The organism is Chitinophaga oryziterrae (assembly GCF_009758125.1).
GTDB lineage: Bacteria > Bacteroidota > Bacteroidia > Chitinophagales > Chitinophagaceae > Chitinophaga > Chitinophaga oryziterrae.
Genome location: NZ_WRXO01000010.1, coordinates 316,220 through 330,121, shown reverse-complemented (window position 1 = coordinate 330,121; position 13,902 = coordinate 316,220). Strand labels below are relative to the sequence as shown.

Below are 13,902 nucleotides of genomic sequence, written 5' to 3'. Positions count from 1 at the left end.
GCATGAAAATACTACCCGTTTGTTTATTTCTCTTTATGGGGTTTACAGCACAAGCCCAATCTTCTATAGATTCCCTGCAATTAATAAAGGATATCCGTACACTTTCTTCTGATAAGTTTGAAGGCCGCCGCACAGGCAGCAAGGGAAGCCGTATGGCACAGTTCTACCTGAAAGACCGTTTTAAGCAAATCGGTATCCAACCTTACCACAATACTTTTGAGTATCCTTTCTTTTTCTCTGAGGGCGAGAAGCAAACCATGGGCACTAATCTCTTTGGTTATATCAAGGGGAAGACAGATTCCATTATCGTAGTATCTGCCCACTATGATCACCTGGGAATCAAAAAAGAACAGGCCGGTAAAGATAGTATATATAATGGTGCTGATGATAATGCCTCGGGCGTAGGGGCCTTACTGGCAATAGCCGCTTATTTTAAAAAACATACTCCTGAACATACACTGCTCATTGTCACTTTTGACGGGGAAGAAGAAGGCTTACAGGGTGCGAAGGCATTTTTGAAACAGCCCCCTGTACCGGTAACCCAAATGGTCCTGAATATTAATATGGACATGGTGAGTCGTAATGATAAAAATGAACTGTATGTATGCGGACTTAACCAGTTCCCCCAGTTGAAAAAATATGTAGACCTGTCCCCGGACGGGAACGTGAAACTACTCTCCGGACACGACCATAAAGAAGATGGCGCACAGAACTGGATTAACCAGAGCGACCATTATGAATTTTATAAGATGAAGATCCCTGCTTTATATTTTGGCGTGGAAGATCATCCGGATTATCATCAGTTATCTGATGAGTTTGAACATATCCAGCCTTCTTTTTATTACCAGGCAACCCAGCGTGTTTTAAAAGTAATACTGGCTGCGGATAATGGGATTTAAATACTGGCAAAAGGAATTGAACCGGTAATTGCGCCATCCATTGTTAATATGGTAATGGCTTCAGCTATTATATGCTGCCATTTCGCCTGCGCTGCCGGGTTTTGCCCATGATTGGTTTCGTCATCATAAGCTTCCTGTAAACGGTTCATCTCCCGGAAAGACTCCAGGTACTGATACTGAATAATGCTGTCATAGTCTTCTATTGTAAGAGGCATCGTCTTTATGCGCTGTTGAAAACGCAATGCTACCAGCCAGGTGATATCAAAATGTAACTGTTCATGAGCCAGCCCGACGGCATCCATAACAATGGGCTTCGACCAGGAAGCGCTTTTTATGAAGAAGACCTGCAGGGTAAGATTCAGTAATAAAGTATCTTTTTTATGCAGGCTGTTTCCTTCATAGGCAAAACTGGTATAACTAACGGCCGCGCTTTTACTGCGCATGGGAGGAATGGCTTTGAAATCCGACCAGCGTAGTTTTCTGGAAGTATGATAGAACAGACTGTCCGAGTTTGGGTTTTCCGGCCGCCTGTCAGGCAGAAACGTCACTTTTATTACCTGTGTTACGGGTTTTATATGAGACGGCTGGGTTGCCGTTAACACCGGTAGCAGGCAACAATACAATATGGTGCGAAGTGGCAAAAACATATCGTCTAAATGTATTTAAAGATACATTTTTCGTAACTTACGGGTTACCAAAACAATCGCACTATGTACGGTGGCGGATATATCTTCGAAGAGCCCAACAGGGTGCAACAGCGGGAAGAGCAGTTGCATGACGATCCTGAAAAACTGGCGGCATTTGAAATGCGGATAGCCAATGGGGAAAAAATAGAACCCGGCGACTGGATGCCGGCAGAATATCGCAGACAGCTGATCCGGCTGATCGAACAGCATGCACATTCCGAAGTTATAGGAGCATTGCCTGAAGGCACCTGGATAACCAGGGCACCAGGTTTCAAGCGTAAGCTGGCGCTCATTGCCAAGGTCCAGGATGAGATCGGCCATGGACAACTGTTGTATAATGCGGCAGAAACGCTGGGTAAATCCCGGGAAGCCATGATCAACGATCTGTTGAGTGGTAAATCCAAATATTCCAATGTATTCAATTATCCTGCAGAAACCTGGGCAGATGTAACTGTAATAGGTTTCCTGATAGATGCTGCTGCTATTGTAAACCAGGTAGCCAATGCAAAAGGGTCTTATGGTCCTTATTGCCGGGCGCTGGAACGCATCTGTTACGAAGAAAGCTTTCACCTGAAACAGGGGCATGATGCTTTTATCGAACTGGCAACAGGAACTCCTGGTCAGAAAGCAATGCTGCAGGATGCGCTTAACCGCTGGTGGCAGCCCATCATGCATTTCTTTGGCCCGCCGGATAAAGTTTCCGGGCATAGTGAAAAGCTGATGCAATGGAAAGTGAAGATGGCGAGTAACGATGATATGCGCAACCAGTTCCTGGAGGCATATGTACCCAAGATCCGTGAACTCGGACTTACCTTACCGGATCCCCTGCTGAATAAGAATGAGGAAACCGGCCGCTGGGAATATTCAGACCCCGACTGGGACCTTTTCTTTGAAGTGATAAAAGGAAATGGGCCATGTAATAAAGAAAGACTTGATGTAAGGAAATGGGCAGAAGAACATGGCCGCTGGATCAGAAAAGCCCTTATGAAAGAAGGGACTTTTGAGAAGAAGGCAATGCCCGTGGCATAGAATACCCCCGGAAAGAGATATAAATTTCACACGATTATGAATGACTCATTAGATCCACGTATAAACCGCCTTAAGCTGAATAAAACAGACGATCCCTGCAAAGTAGAAGAGGGGGAAAACTGGAACGTATTCGAAGTATTTCATCAGGAAAAGAGAGGAGCCCACCATGAGCATGTTGGCTGCGTGCATGCACCGGATGCCGGACTGGCACTCGTCTTTGCCAAAGAGCAGTTCGGTCGCCGTAAAAAGTGTGTGAACCTATGGGTCGTACGCAGCGCAGATATCCTTGCCTTTGATGTGGAAGATGAAGATATGTTTGCCAACAACCTCGAGAAAACCTACAGAGATGCCAGTGGCTTCAAAGTAATGGAGAAGATCAATAAATTTAAAGCACAGGCTAAACCAGCCAACGACAAATAACTCCCAGATGTTATTAAATCAGTTAATAAAAGAGCTTATTACTAAAATGGGCGATGATGAACTTATTATAGGTCATCGCAATTCGGAATGGACAGGATTAGGACCTATTATGGAAGAAGACATTGCCTTTTCCTCTATGGCACAGGATAAAATAGGTCATTCCTGGGCGCTGTACCGCATTTTACATGAAGAGCTGGGAGGGGAAGACCCTGATCAGTTTGCATTTATGCGCAGTGAAAAGGAATTCAAATGTTGTCATCTTACAGAAATGCCTATAGGTTCTTACGACTTCAGCCTGATGCGTCATTTTCTGTTTGATCATGCAGAAACAGTACGCTACAACAGTATGTTGCAAAGCAGTTTCTTACCATTGCAACAGCTGGCCAGGAAAGTAAGAGGAGAGCTGAAGTACCACACACTGCATGCGGATGCATGGATCATACAGCTTTGCAGGGCAGGAGAAGAGAGTTACCTGAAAATGCAGACGGCATTGGATAATTGCTTCCAGCTGGCCTGTGGTATTTTCGAGGCAGGACCGGATGATAAGCTGCTGGCGGATGAAAAAGTATATCCTGGGGAAGAAGCCCTGTACGGGCAATGGATAGAAAATATTTACCCGGTGCTGGTAAAGGCATCACTGAATGTACCCGAAAGAAAGGAACCTGTGTATGGCGGCCGCTACGGCAAACATACTGCATACCTGCAACCATTACTGAATGAAATGGGAGAAGTATTCAGGCTTAATCCTGAAGCTACCTGGTAGAAAGAAGAATACATGGACAGCACGATTACAATACAAGCAGTTTATACATCCCTGGAACAGGTAATGGACCCGGAGATACCAGTATTAAATGTACTGGAACTGGGAATGATTACGGATGTGATCATAGAAGATGAATACCTGCTGATAAAAATGATCCCCACTTTTGCTGCCTGTCCGGCAGTGGAAGTGATAAAGACAAATATCAGGACTACACTGGAAAAGGATCTGCAGGTACCTGTAAAGGTATCTGTAGATAAAGAAGTACAGTGGAACAGTAACCGGTTAACTGCCGTAGCCAAAGAAAAGCTGCGAAACTTTGGAATAGCTCCCCCGCAGAAACATGACGGAGATGTGGAGATAGATATGATGATACATACAAACTGCCCGCATTGTGGTAGTGAGAATACGTACCTGCGCTCCCCGTTCGGTTCCACACTCTGCCGTGCTATTCATTTCTGTAAACATTGCGGGATGATGTTCGAGCAATTTAAGCCTCTCTCGTAACGCATTATTGTTTACTTTCACGCTCAAAAAAAGCAGGGGCATGAAGATAGGCTTGTACTTTGGGTCCTTTAATCCTATACATACCGGACATCTCATTATTGCCAATTACGTGGCATACAATACAGACCTGGACAAAGTATGGCTGGTGGTATCACCACATAACCCATTAAAACCATCCGGATCATTACTGAATGAACATAACCGTCTTCACCTGGTAGAACTGGGTGTAATGGGAGAGCCCAGGCTAAGGGCCAGTAATATTGAATTTACATTACCACGGCCATCTTATACCATTGATACACTCACGTATCTGTCAGAGAAATTTCCTACACAGGAATTCACGGTGATCATGGGAAGCGATAGTTTCCAGAACATTACCCGCTGGAAGAATTATGAGCAATTAATAAAGCATTATCCCATCTACATATACGAACGTCCCGGACATGAAGTGAAGGATACTTACGGAGCAAAGGTAGAGATCCTGAAAGCACCACTGCTGGACATTTCTGCTACCAGCATCAGGCAATGGGTAAAGGAGGGAAAATCTATCCGTTACCTGGTACCTGATAATGTGGCCGCGTATATTGCAGAGAACAATTACTATAAATAACCTATCGTTTAACCAGTACTTCCCTTTTCTTGGTAAGGTACTCATTGGCATATATTTCCAGTAACAGGATGAACATGGAAATTAGCAATGGCCCGAATATAAGACCAATGAAACCAAAGAGGTTTACTCCTATCAGCACACCAAATACAGTAATGAGGGGATGAACATCGCCGATCTTCTGTGCCAGCATAAAACGGGAGATATTATCCGAAGTACCGACTATTGCAAAACCATAGATCAGAATACCGATTCCCTGCCAGGTATTTCCGGCAGCGATCAGATAAACACCCATAGGAACATATACCGCTGCGGCTCCCACTACTGGCAACATGGCGGTGAAACAGGTAACAGCGAACCAGAAAAAAGGTTGAGGTACACTGAAAATAAAATACCCTATCAACGATACAATGCCTTGAATAACAGCAATAAGTGGGATACCAACTGCATTGGCGATCACCAGTTTGCGAAATTCATTACCCAGTCGGAGTACATTTTCATCTTTCAGAGGAATATATTCGTAGAGGCGTGCTTCCAGTTCCCGGCCGTTCACCAGCATGAAATAGAGGATAAAATATAGTATAGCAATGGTAGTTAAGGTGTTAAATGTAGCGCCCAGTAATGCAGGTAAAACGGTAGTAAGATATTCCTGCAGCTTTTGCAGGCGTACCTGTGAAAGAAGATCTATTTTAGTAGAGGTGTAGATGCGGTAATTTGCAGCGCGGATGCTGTTCATCATTTCCGAGGAATGTGATATCGCATAGACTATTTTATCAGTCAGCATATTGATCATCAAACCAAAAGGAAGTAAGATAATGATGAACGACAGGAGCATAAGTGTTGCTGCTGCAAGGCTTTTATTCCAGTTACGTTCTTCTACCAGCCGGAACATGTACTTGCGGGCAATGATATAAAGCGTTATGGCCCCAAGAAATCCGGGAAAAAAGGTGTACAGTTCTGAAAAGAGAAGTGCAGCCAGTAGTATAATCAGTAATAAAAAGCTGATTTGTTTGAGGCGCTGATTGTCGATTACACTCATTAGGTTAATGTTAATATGTCAGTTGATATTTATAATCTTGCAAAAAAGATACCGTTCACTGCAATTTAACAGGTTCATTTTATCATCTGGCGATTATTGGAATAGTGTTTGTATCTGTATCATACCGAATCACGGTAATAAATGTTAATCTTTAAAAACTAATATTATGGCAAGCAACAGTTCAAAAGCAGTTGTATCATTTATTGTTGGAGCTGCAGTGGGTGTAGCAGTAGGTTATTTCCTGAACTCTGATAAAAAGGACGAATGGGTTGACAAACTGAAATTTCAGGCAGACAAATTAAAAGACAAGTTCAACAAGAAGAAAGAGCAATATGAGGACGCTCTTGAAAATGAGCTGGCTTAATCCCTTATTGCACTAAAAACATTTGCATGGAAGATAATTTCAGCAATTATTTCAATCAGACAGGCAAGGTTGCCAAAGAATATTTGGAAACCCGCCTGGACCTGATTAAGCTCCAGGCAGCAGGAAAGCTATCCAATGCGTTAGGACTATTTTTCTCTTTGATCTTAGCTTTCCTGTTGTTCTTTTTTGTCGTTGTTTTCCTTGGTATGGTCGTAGGTTTCTGGATCGGTGAAATGACTCACAGTTATACAATAGGGTTTTCCTGCTCTGCAGGATTATTTGTGTTTCTGCTGGCCATCATTCTATTGTTCCGTAAATCCCTTATACAAAGGCCTTTATCTAACATGCTTGTTACAGAATTGCTGAGTGAAATGAACGCTGGTGAGGATGAAGAGGTATTAAGCAAAAAAGAGGAAGAAGAAGAGGCATACGAACAACTTTAATACATTACAAGAAAATGATAAACCTTTACACATGCCTAAGGTGAAAGTCACCTCTACAGAATTACTGCAGAAGGAAATAGCCCGTCTTAAAAAACGCACACGTAATCTTGAAGTGGAATTAGGGGATCGCGTTGAGTTCTTCAAGGGCAATTACAAAAAAATGGCACTGAACACTGTAATACCTGGTAGCGCTAAACATAGCGGCTGGATTGGTATGGCAGGGCGCATTGCCAAAATTGCATGGGAAAGCGGTAAATTCAAATCGTTTGCTACCAGTTCTATTATGACGGTACTTGAATTTGCGGGTGTAAGAATGGGTATCAACCTGTTTGATAAATACCGTAAAGGCCGTAGTAAAAAGAAGAAGGCAAAAGCAGCCGCGGAAACAGAAGAAGATTAGCCCCAGACTTTTGTTCCTTCACTACAGTTAGCACAAATATCTATATTCTTCCGTCCCTCTTTTAACTGGGTGCGGAATTTTACGTATTGGTCGTTGTGCCATAGTTCCTTAAAGGATTGTTTCTTGAGATCTCCCAGTTTATGCTGTGCATCTTTATCAAAGCAGCAGGGAACTACCAACCCGTCGAACGTAATTACAGGGGCATGTGATAGTCTCCAGCAATGGTTTCCCATTTTATTTTTGATCTTATAGGTACCGTCTTCCTTTTTTTGATAACGGCTATATTTATCGATGGTAGGAATAAGGCGGTTGCCTTCTTCATAATCGTATACCTGCGCCGTTTTGAAACGTACCTGGTCTACACCAATTTCTTTCGCCAGTACTTTAATATCTTCTATCTGGTGTTCGTTCGGTTTCACTACCAGGAACTGGAAGAATACGAACGGCGTTTTTGAATTCAGCTCTTTTTTCCACTTCACGATATTCCTGGCACCCTGTATTACTTTCTCGAGGTTACCGCCTATACGATATTGTGTATACACATCCTGAGTAGTACCATCAATCGAAATAATCAATCTGTCTAATCCGCTTTCCACTGTTTTTCGTGCATTCTCATCTGTCAGATAATGTGCGTTGGTAGAAGTTGCGGTATAGATGCCTTTGTTATGGGCGTATTTTACCATATCCAGGAAACTTGGGTTCAGGTATGGTTCTCCCTGGAAGTAGAAAATGAGATATAAAAGGTCTTTGGATATTTCGTCTATCGTTTTCTTAAAGAGGTCCTGTTGCAGCATGCCGGTAGGCCGGGTAAAAGCCCGTAGTCCGCTTGGGCATTCCGGGCAACGCAGGTTGCAGGATGTGGTCGGTTCAAATGATACGGAAATAGGATAACCCCATTGAGTGGGTTTATTGAACCATTTGCTTACGAAGTAGCCACTGAGTACTTTGCCGGCGTTCCAGGCACGGCGCAGGGTAAACTTGGAGAAAAGGTTCAGTGTATCGTTCAAATTAAAATCCGGCATATTCACAATACTTGTTGTTGTAAAAATAAGATAACTATAGCGGTTATGTGTAATTAATATTATACTTGCTGTAAAATTGCGGAGGCAGGGGAAGTGTTCAGGCCTATATAGAAAAGCGAAATGCGGAATAAAAAGAAAGTAGCAAAAGTTAGGGTCCGGAAAGCATGGCGTCTGCCGTTTATCCTGGTGGTTCTCATGTGTTTAACTGTTGGCGCCTGGTACTGGTGGCAACAGAGGGATTCAATTAACTTTGTGCGGTATGAGGAGTTTGGAATAGATATGCCTGTAAATTACTCCATGCATGGTATTGATGTATCCAAGTTTCAGAAGAATATTAACTGGTCTGCCGTAGAGCAGATGCAGGTAGATAATATTCATATTTCATTTGCATTTATAAAAGCAACAGAAGGAATTACCCGGCAGGATGCGGCTTTTCGTCAGAACTGGCAGAAAGCCAAAAAGGCAGGGATTATCAGGGGGGCCTATCATTTCTTTTATTCTACCCGCGACCCTTTAAAGCAGGCCATCAATTTTCAGAATGTAGTACAGCTGGAATCAGGAGATCTTCCTCCTGTACTGGATATAGAGGTTAATAATAACCAACCGGCCGCAGTAATAAGGAGTACGGCCAGGATCTGGCTGGAGGAGATGGAGAAGGCATATGGTGTAAAACCTATCATTTATACGAATGTCCATTTCTATGAGACTTACCTGGGAGACGAATTTGACAGTTATCCACTTTGGATAGCCCATTACTATCAGGAAGAGCGGCCATCTGCCAGTCGTAAATGGACTTTCTGGCAACATAATGATATGGGGCGTGTAAATGGGATTACGTCTACTGTAGATTTTAATGTTTTCAGCGGGGATAGTCTTGCCCTCAGAAACTTATGCATACCTTAGGAACATGGAATCACCTGAACAACATGACCAAAAGGAACCATTCGATATGGGGATCGTGGCATATTTTGTCAGGATCATGCGTACGTTATTCATTGGTTTTTTCTGGATGATGATCAATGTATTCTTTGGGTTATATCTGGGCTTTGCTGTTCCGGAGGAATCTACTCCGGGGAGGATGATCTTTTTCTACAGCTGGTTTGTGATAAGTCTTGCCGGATATCTGTACCTGGTATACCGGTTATGGAGAAAGAAAGCCCCGGTACAGGATAATTACAAATAAAATAGCCAACCACGACTTGTACAGGTCGTAATTGGCCATTTTCCATAAAAACTTTATTACAGCAGTGATTGCTGAAGATAACATTGTTGCATCCCTTTAATAATACGGGCAACATCTTCCTGCGGTTTGCCTATTTTTCTCTCTAGTCGCATAAACAGTTCTAATTCTTTACCACGTTCAAAAATCAGATCTTCATCTGAAAGTTGTGTGAAGCGCTGCTTCAACAGTGGCTTTAGTACGGACCACTGATATCCACTGATGTTCATAGACTATTTATATGTTATTCAATCGGTTATCCCCGGTTATTACGCAGCGTTAACATCACGGCTGGATGTTATATAGCTCAACATCTATGCCATCAGGCAGCAGGGGAAACCCTGGTCAATGCCTATACGAAAGTTGTTGAAACCCTGTGTGGTAAAGGGATTGTACAGAAATGGGTTTAGCAACAGAACTTGAAAAAGGCATAAAACGCCATAAATAAGAATATAAATAAAAAAATGCAATCTATTGCATCTGCCTCTGCCGGGGTCTCTTGTGGAGCATGCTGCGCAGGAAAAACAACATTTTGTTGGGCAATCTGTGGAACCTGTTACTCATTAATCTTATGTAATGTACTATTGACAAGCATTTCAGGCATGGAATAAACTTTGCAAAGTATATTGAAACGGAAAGATATGCTACACGATAAATCATCCGGTAAGCATAAGAAGAAACCGGAAGAATATAAGCCGGATGTGCAGAAACCGGTAGAGATACTAAAGACAAGTAAAGCCGATAATAATCGTAACCCGCTCCATGGAGATCTTTCCGAAAAACCGGAAGATGAAAATAAAGTGGTACGCGATCAGGATAAAAATTCAAAAGATTAAAGACATTACCATATATAATGAGTAACCCCCAATGTTATTTGTAATGTTCTTCTTTAATGTTGTGGTGTATAGCAGGCCGTCCCATTCATGGGATGGTTTTCTTTTTTAGCTGCTATGATCGGCTATAATTTTCCAGGCGTCTTTGATCCTTTTGATGATCAGGGTAAAATGACCTTCCAGATCTCCCGCAGTACGTTGCAGATGCCATTTCCCCACTACAAAATATACTTCTGATGATAATGGTCTGATCTCCAATAAATTAAAATTCAATTTACCCATAGCCGATGTATCCGGATAGGATTGCTTATACCGGTCCAGTGTTTTCTGCCAGCCATAAGTAGGCCCATGTTTGCCAATAAATACGAGAGAATCTGATTGCCAGTAGGTTTGCATGAAAGCTTCGAGGTTGCCCTGGTTCCAGCCCCGGGTCTGTTGCTGTAGCAATGCCTTAATTGCCGTTTCCGGCTGTTGTGCCCGTAGGACGGTAACCGGTGCTATCAACAGGATAAGGTACAATACAAAACGCATGTTAATTTTTTAGTAAAAGATAAACAGTTTTTGCGATGTAAGGCAACATGATTATACTACCTTTGCAAAAATCTACAACTTATGCCCGGATATGAATTTTTTGGACCGGAAGAACGCAAAGAGATAAATGATGTGCTGGATACCGGCATTTTTATGCGCTATGGGTTCGACGGCCCTCGTAAAGGCATCTGGAAAGCAAAGGAACTGGAACAAGCCATTTCCCAAAAGCTGAATGTTGCCCATACGCACCTTGTGTCCAGCGGTACTGCTGCCCTTACAACCGTTATGGCTGCATTGGGAATTGGTGCCGGAGATGAGGTGATCATGCCTACATTTACCTTTGTGGCCAGTTTTGAATGTATCTTCTCTGTTGGTGCCACTCCGGTACTGGTGGATGTAGATGATACACTGACCCTGGACCCTAAAGCGGTAGAAGCTGCCATTACTCCGCGTACCAAAGCTGTTATGCCCGTTCATATGTGCGGTGCTATGGCAGACATGGATGCATTGAAAGCGATCTGCGAAAAATACAAACTGATATTATTAGAAGACGCTTGTCAGTCATTCGGCGCTTCCTATAAAGGCAAAGCGTTGGGAACTATCGGCCATGCCGGTGCTTTCTCTTTCGACTTTGTAAAAACGATCACCTGCGCTGAAGGGGGTGGTATCGTTACCAACGACGAGGAAACGTACATTAAATGTGATGCTTATGCGGATCATGGACATGATCACCTTGGTGTAGACCGTGGTGCCGACCTTCACCCGTATGTTGGTTACAACTACCGTATCTCCGAACTACATGCTGCAGTTGGTCTCGCACAGGTTCGCAAGCTGGATACCTTCCTGGAAATACAGCGCAAAACAAAGAAGATCTTCAAAGATGCATTGTCTGCCATACCAGAAGTGAGCTTCCGCCGTTTGCCGGACGCTTCCGGTGATAGCGCCACTTTCCTTGGCTTCTTCCTGCCGGAAGAAAGTCAGGCAAGAGCTGCTGCTGCTGCCATGAAAGCTGCCGGCCTGGCCGCTTTTTACTGGTTTGATAACAACTGGCATTATATCCGCAACTGGGAGCACTTTAAACAAAGCTCCGTAATGAGCCGTTTTGCTCCCGGATTACAACAAGCAATGGAATTGTATAAAGTGAAACAATTCCCTGTTTCAGATGCACTGATGAGCCGTTGTATCTGTACCCCTATTAACCTGGGGTGGAATGAAGAAGAAGTGAAACAACGTGCAGAGAAACTGGTGAATGCAGTAAAGAGCGCTTTATAATCAATTCATGAAGAAAATAGCCTTGATTCCTGCCCGTTATGGTGCTACCCGGTTTCCGGGTAAACTAATGGCGAAACTGGGGAATAAATCAGTGATACTGCGTACATATGAAAGCACCGTGAACACCGGTGTATTTGATGAGGTGATGGTGGTATGTGACAGTGAGATCATTTACAACGAGATTGTTAATAATGGTGGTAACGCCGTTATGAGCAAAAAAGAACACGAGTGTGGAACAGACCGTATCGCAGAGGCCATCGCCGACAGAACAGATATCGACATCGTAGTGAATGTACAGGGAGATGAACCTTTTACGCAAAAGGAGCCCCTGGAAAAACTGCTGCAGGTATTTGAAGGTGAAGCTGGTAAAAAAGTACAGGTTGCCTCCCTCATGCAGGAGCTGAAAGACTGGAAAGCCATTGAAGACCCAAACTACGTGAAGGTGGCCGTGGACAAACAGTCTAATGCACTTTTCTTTTCCCGTTCAGTAATACCTTATCCCCGTGATAAAGCGGTGCAAACAGTTTACTACGAACATATTGGTATTTATGCTTTCCGCAGACAAACCTTACTGGACTTTACCCAAATGCCGGTAAGTCCGCTGGAAGCTGCGGAAAAGATAGAATGTTTACGTTATCTGGAAAATGGTATTCCGTTGAAGATGGTGGTAACAGAATATATGGGGGTAGAAATAGATACACCGGAAGATCTGCTGAAAGCTGAAAAATTACTATAAACTTAATTGGCTAAGATGAAATTCAGGAACTTTAAAATGGTCGACTATGTGGTATTTGGCCGCGGAGCATTTGACCAGTTAGACGAGATATTGGAACCGCAACGCAAAGGTGATGCGCCCATGATATTTTTTGTAGATCATTTTTTCCAGGATAAACCTGCTTTTTCTGCCCGTATACCGGTAAGAGGAAAAGATAAGATCGTGTTCATTGATGTTACTGACGAGCCGAAGACGAAATATGTGGATAAAGTACGTGATGAGCTGAAGGCTGAATTTGGTGAAGTGAGCGGTATCATTGGTATCGGCGGCGGTTCTGTAATGGATATGGCGAAAGCGGTTGCGCTGATGATGACTAACCCCGGTTCTTCAGCAGACTATCAGGGTTGGGACCTTGTAAAGTTCCCGGGTGTATACAAGGCAGGTATTCCTACCATTTCCGGTACGGGCGCTGAAGTAAGCCGTACCTGCGTGTTGACTGGTCCTACCCGTAAGCTGGGAATGAACTCTGACTTTACACCTTTTGACCAGATCGTATTGGATCCTGAACTGATCAAAGGGGTACCAACTAATCAGTTGTTCTACACGGCCATGGACTGTTATATTCACTGTATAGAATCCCTCACAGGTACTTACCTGAATGCTTTCAGCCGTTCTTATGGAGAAGAATCCCTGCGCTTGTGTCAGGAGATTTTCCTGGAGAAAGATAAATGGGATGATGATGCAGATGAGAAACTGATGATGGCGTCTTATGCCGGTGGTATGAGCATCGCTTATTCCCAGGTAGGGGTGGCACATGCGGTGAGTTATGGTCTTGCTTATTTATTAGGTACTAAACATGGTATTGGTAACTGTATCGTATTTGATAAGCTGGAAGAGTTTTATCCTGAAGGGGTAAGAGAATTTAAGCTGATGGTGGAGAAGCATAAGATCGATATTCCTCAGCATATCACAAAAGGACTTACCGATGAGCAGTTTAACATCATGATTGATGTGTCCCTGGGTATGGCCCCGCTGTGGGAGAATGCATTGGGTAAAGATTGGAAAGAGAAAATGACCCGCGAACGTTTACGTGCTTTGTATGAGCAATTATAATCCTCCTGAAATAAGCTGATCGGAAGGTTACTTAAAACGGAGT

The 13,902-nt window shown here is 43.3% G+C and carries 20 protein-coding genes; 15 read left to right on the top strand and 5 right to left on the bottom strand.

Going from position 1 to position 13,902, the window contains the following annotated elements; translation table 11 throughout:
• Window positions 1–2 precede the first annotated feature (2 nt).
• Window positions 3–899 carry a M28 family peptidase gene (locus GO495_RS27270; RefSeq protein ID WP_157303109.1) on the top strand — a complete coding sequence of 299 codons (897 nt, stop codon included), beginning with the start codon at window positions 3–5 and terminating at the stop codon, window positions 897–899.
• Here the strand turns inward: GO495_RS27270 and GO495_RS27265 are convergent.
• Window positions 896–1,546, bottom strand: coding sequence for a hypothetical protein (locus GO495_RS27265; RefSeq protein ID WP_157303108.1), 651 nt, complete (start codon window positions 1,544–1,546; stop codon window positions 896–898). The two genes, GO495_RS27270 and GO495_RS27265, sit on opposite strands and share 4 nt — an antisense overlap.
• 63 nt (window positions 1,547–1,609) lie before the next feature.
• Here GO495_RS27265 and paaA point away from each other — a divergent pair, with 63 nt between their 5' ends.
• The 5 genes from paaA to nadD are packed head-to-tail and all read left to right on the top strand — an operon-like array spanning window position 1,610 to window position 4,911.
• Window positions 1,610–2,614: a 1,2-phenylacetyl-CoA epoxidase subunit PaaA gene (gene paaA, locus GO495_RS27260; protein ID WP_157303107.1), complete on the top strand. Its 1,005-nt coding sequence runs from the start codon at window positions 1,610–1,612 to the stop codon at window positions 2,612–2,614.
• A gap of 36 nt (window positions 2,615–2,650) precedes the next feature.
• Complete coding sequence (locus tag GO495_RS27255) at window positions 2,651–3,034, top strand: 1,2-phenylacetyl-CoA epoxidase subunit B (RefSeq protein ID WP_157303106.1); 384 nt, start codon at window positions 2,651–2,653, stop codon at window positions 3,032–3,034.
• A 7-nt stretch (window positions 3,035–3,041) separates the two neighbouring features.
• Entirely contained in the window at window positions 3,042–3,797 is a 756-nt protein-coding gene (gene paaC / locus GO495_RS27250) for a 1,2-phenylacetyl-CoA epoxidase subunit PaaC (protein WP_157303105.1), read from the top strand.
• Window positions 3,798–3,809: 12 nt separating this feature from the next.
• Window positions 3,810–4,301 carry a 1,2-phenylacetyl-CoA epoxidase subunit PaaD gene (paaD, locus tag GO495_RS27245; RefSeq protein ID WP_157303104.1) on the top strand — a complete coding sequence of 164 codons (492 nt, stop codon included), beginning with the start codon at window positions 3,810–3,812 and terminating at the stop codon, window positions 4,299–4,301.
• A gap of 40 nt (window positions 4,302–4,341) precedes the next feature.
• Window positions 4,342–4,911 carry a nicotinate (nicotinamide) nucleotide adenylyltransferase gene (gene nadD / locus GO495_RS27240; protein ID WP_157303103.1) on the top strand — a complete coding sequence of 190 codons (570 nt, stop codon included), beginning with the start codon at window positions 4,342–4,344 and terminating at the stop codon, window positions 4,909–4,911.
• Between the two features lies 1 nt (window position 4,912).
• On the opposite strand, the gene GO495_RS27235 is transcribed toward nadD, so the two are convergent.
• Window positions 4,913–5,947, bottom strand: a complete 1,035-nt coding sequence (locus GO495_RS27235; RefSeq protein WP_157303102.1) for an AI-2E family transporter — start codon at window positions 5,945–5,947, stop codon at window positions 4,913–4,915.
• Window positions 5,948–6,113: 166 nt separating this feature from the next.
• Here GO495_RS27235 and GO495_RS27230 point away from each other — a divergent pair, with 166 nt between their 5' ends.
• Genes GO495_RS27230 through GO495_RS27220 form a run of 3 tightly spaced genes read left to right on the top strand, consistent with a single transcriptional unit; the run spans window position 6,114 to window position 7,154 of the window.
• Window positions 6,114–6,311 carry a YtxH domain-containing protein gene (locus GO495_RS27230; protein ID WP_157303101.1) on the top strand — a complete coding sequence of 66 codons (198 nt, stop codon included), beginning with the start codon at window positions 6,114–6,116 and terminating at the stop codon, window positions 6,309–6,311.
• Window positions 6,312–6,337: 26 nt separating this feature from the next.
• The gene (locus GO495_RS27225) at window positions 6,338–6,754 is read left to right on the top strand and encodes a hypothetical protein (protein ID WP_157303100.1); all 417 of its coding nucleotides are present in this window, start codon (window positions 6,338–6,340) and stop codon (window positions 6,752–6,754) included.
• A gap of 31 nt (window positions 6,755–6,785) precedes the next feature.
• Window positions 6,786–7,154 (top strand): hypothetical protein, encoded by a 369-nt coding sequence (locus tag GO495_RS27220; protein WP_157303099.1) that lies wholly within the window; start codon window positions 6,786–6,788, stop codon window positions 7,152–7,154.
• Here GO495_RS27220 and GO495_RS27215 read toward each other — a convergent pair.
• Complete coding sequence (locus GO495_RS27215) at window positions 7,151–8,176, bottom strand: radical SAM/SPASM domain-containing protein (RefSeq protein ID WP_157303098.1); 1,026 nt, start codon at window positions 8,174–8,176, stop codon at window positions 7,151–7,153. The genes GO495_RS27220 and GO495_RS27215 overlap by 4 nt on opposite strands.
• A gap of 120 nt (window positions 8,177–8,296) precedes the next feature.
• Between GO495_RS27215 and GO495_RS27210 the strand changes: the two genes are divergently transcribed.
• Together GO495_RS27210 and GO495_RS27205 are read left to right on the top strand one after the other, a co-directional pair.
• A complete protein-coding gene (locus GO495_RS27210; RefSeq protein WP_157303097.1) occupies window positions 8,297–9,079 on the top strand; it encodes a glycoside hydrolase family 25 protein in 783 nt (260 codons plus the stop codon).
• A gap of 4 nt (window positions 9,080–9,083) precedes the next feature.
• Entirely contained in the window at window positions 9,084–9,359 is a 276-nt protein-coding gene (locus GO495_RS27205; RefSeq protein ID WP_157303096.1) for a hypothetical protein, read from the top strand.
• A 56-nt stretch (window positions 9,360–9,415) separates the two neighbouring features.
• Here the strand turns inward: GO495_RS27205 and GO495_RS27200 are convergent, their stop codons facing one another.
• Window positions 9,416–9,625, bottom strand: coding sequence for a general stress protein CsbD (locus tag GO495_RS27200; RefSeq protein ID WP_157303095.1), 210 nt, complete (start codon window positions 9,623–9,625; stop codon window positions 9,416–9,418).
• A gap of 411 nt (window positions 9,626–10,036) precedes the next feature.
• Here GO495_RS27200 and GO495_RS27195 point away from each other — a divergent pair, with 411 nt between their 5' ends.
• Window positions 10,037–10,231 (top strand): hypothetical protein, encoded by a 195-nt coding sequence (locus tag GO495_RS27195; RefSeq protein WP_157303094.1) that lies wholly within the window; start codon window positions 10,037–10,039, stop codon window positions 10,229–10,231.
• A 105-nt stretch (window positions 10,232–10,336) separates the two neighbouring features.
• Here GO495_RS27195 and GO495_RS27190 read toward each other — a convergent pair whose 3' ends face one another.
• Entirely contained in the window at window positions 10,337–10,759 is a 423-nt protein-coding gene (locus GO495_RS27190; RefSeq protein WP_157303093.1) for a YybH family protein, read from the bottom strand.
• A gap of 81 nt (window positions 10,760–10,840) precedes the next feature.
• Here GO495_RS27190 and GO495_RS27185 point away from each other — a divergent pair, with 81 nt between their 5' ends.
• The 3 genes from GO495_RS27185 to GO495_RS27175 are packed head-to-tail and all read left to right on the top strand — an operon-like array spanning window position 10,841 to window position 13,859.
• Window positions 10,841–12,031 (top strand): DegT/DnrJ/EryC1/StrS family aminotransferase, encoded by a 1,191-nt coding sequence (locus GO495_RS27185; RefSeq protein ID WP_157303092.1) that lies wholly within the window; start codon window positions 10,841–10,843, stop codon window positions 12,029–12,031.
• Window positions 12,032–12,038: 7 nt separating this feature from the next.
• Window positions 12,039–12,767: a 3-deoxy-manno-octulosonate cytidylyltransferase gene (kdsB, locus tag GO495_RS27180; RefSeq protein ID WP_157303091.1), complete on the top strand. Its 729-nt coding sequence runs from the start codon at window positions 12,039–12,041 to the stop codon at window positions 12,765–12,767.
• Window positions 12,768–12,782: 15 nt separating this feature from the next.
• Window positions 12,783–13,859, top strand: a complete 1,077-nt coding sequence (locus GO495_RS27175) for an iron-containing alcohol dehydrogenase family protein (protein ID WP_157303090.1) — start codon at window positions 12,783–12,785, stop codon at window positions 13,857–13,859.
• Window positions 13,860–13,902: the final 43 nt, after the last annotated feature.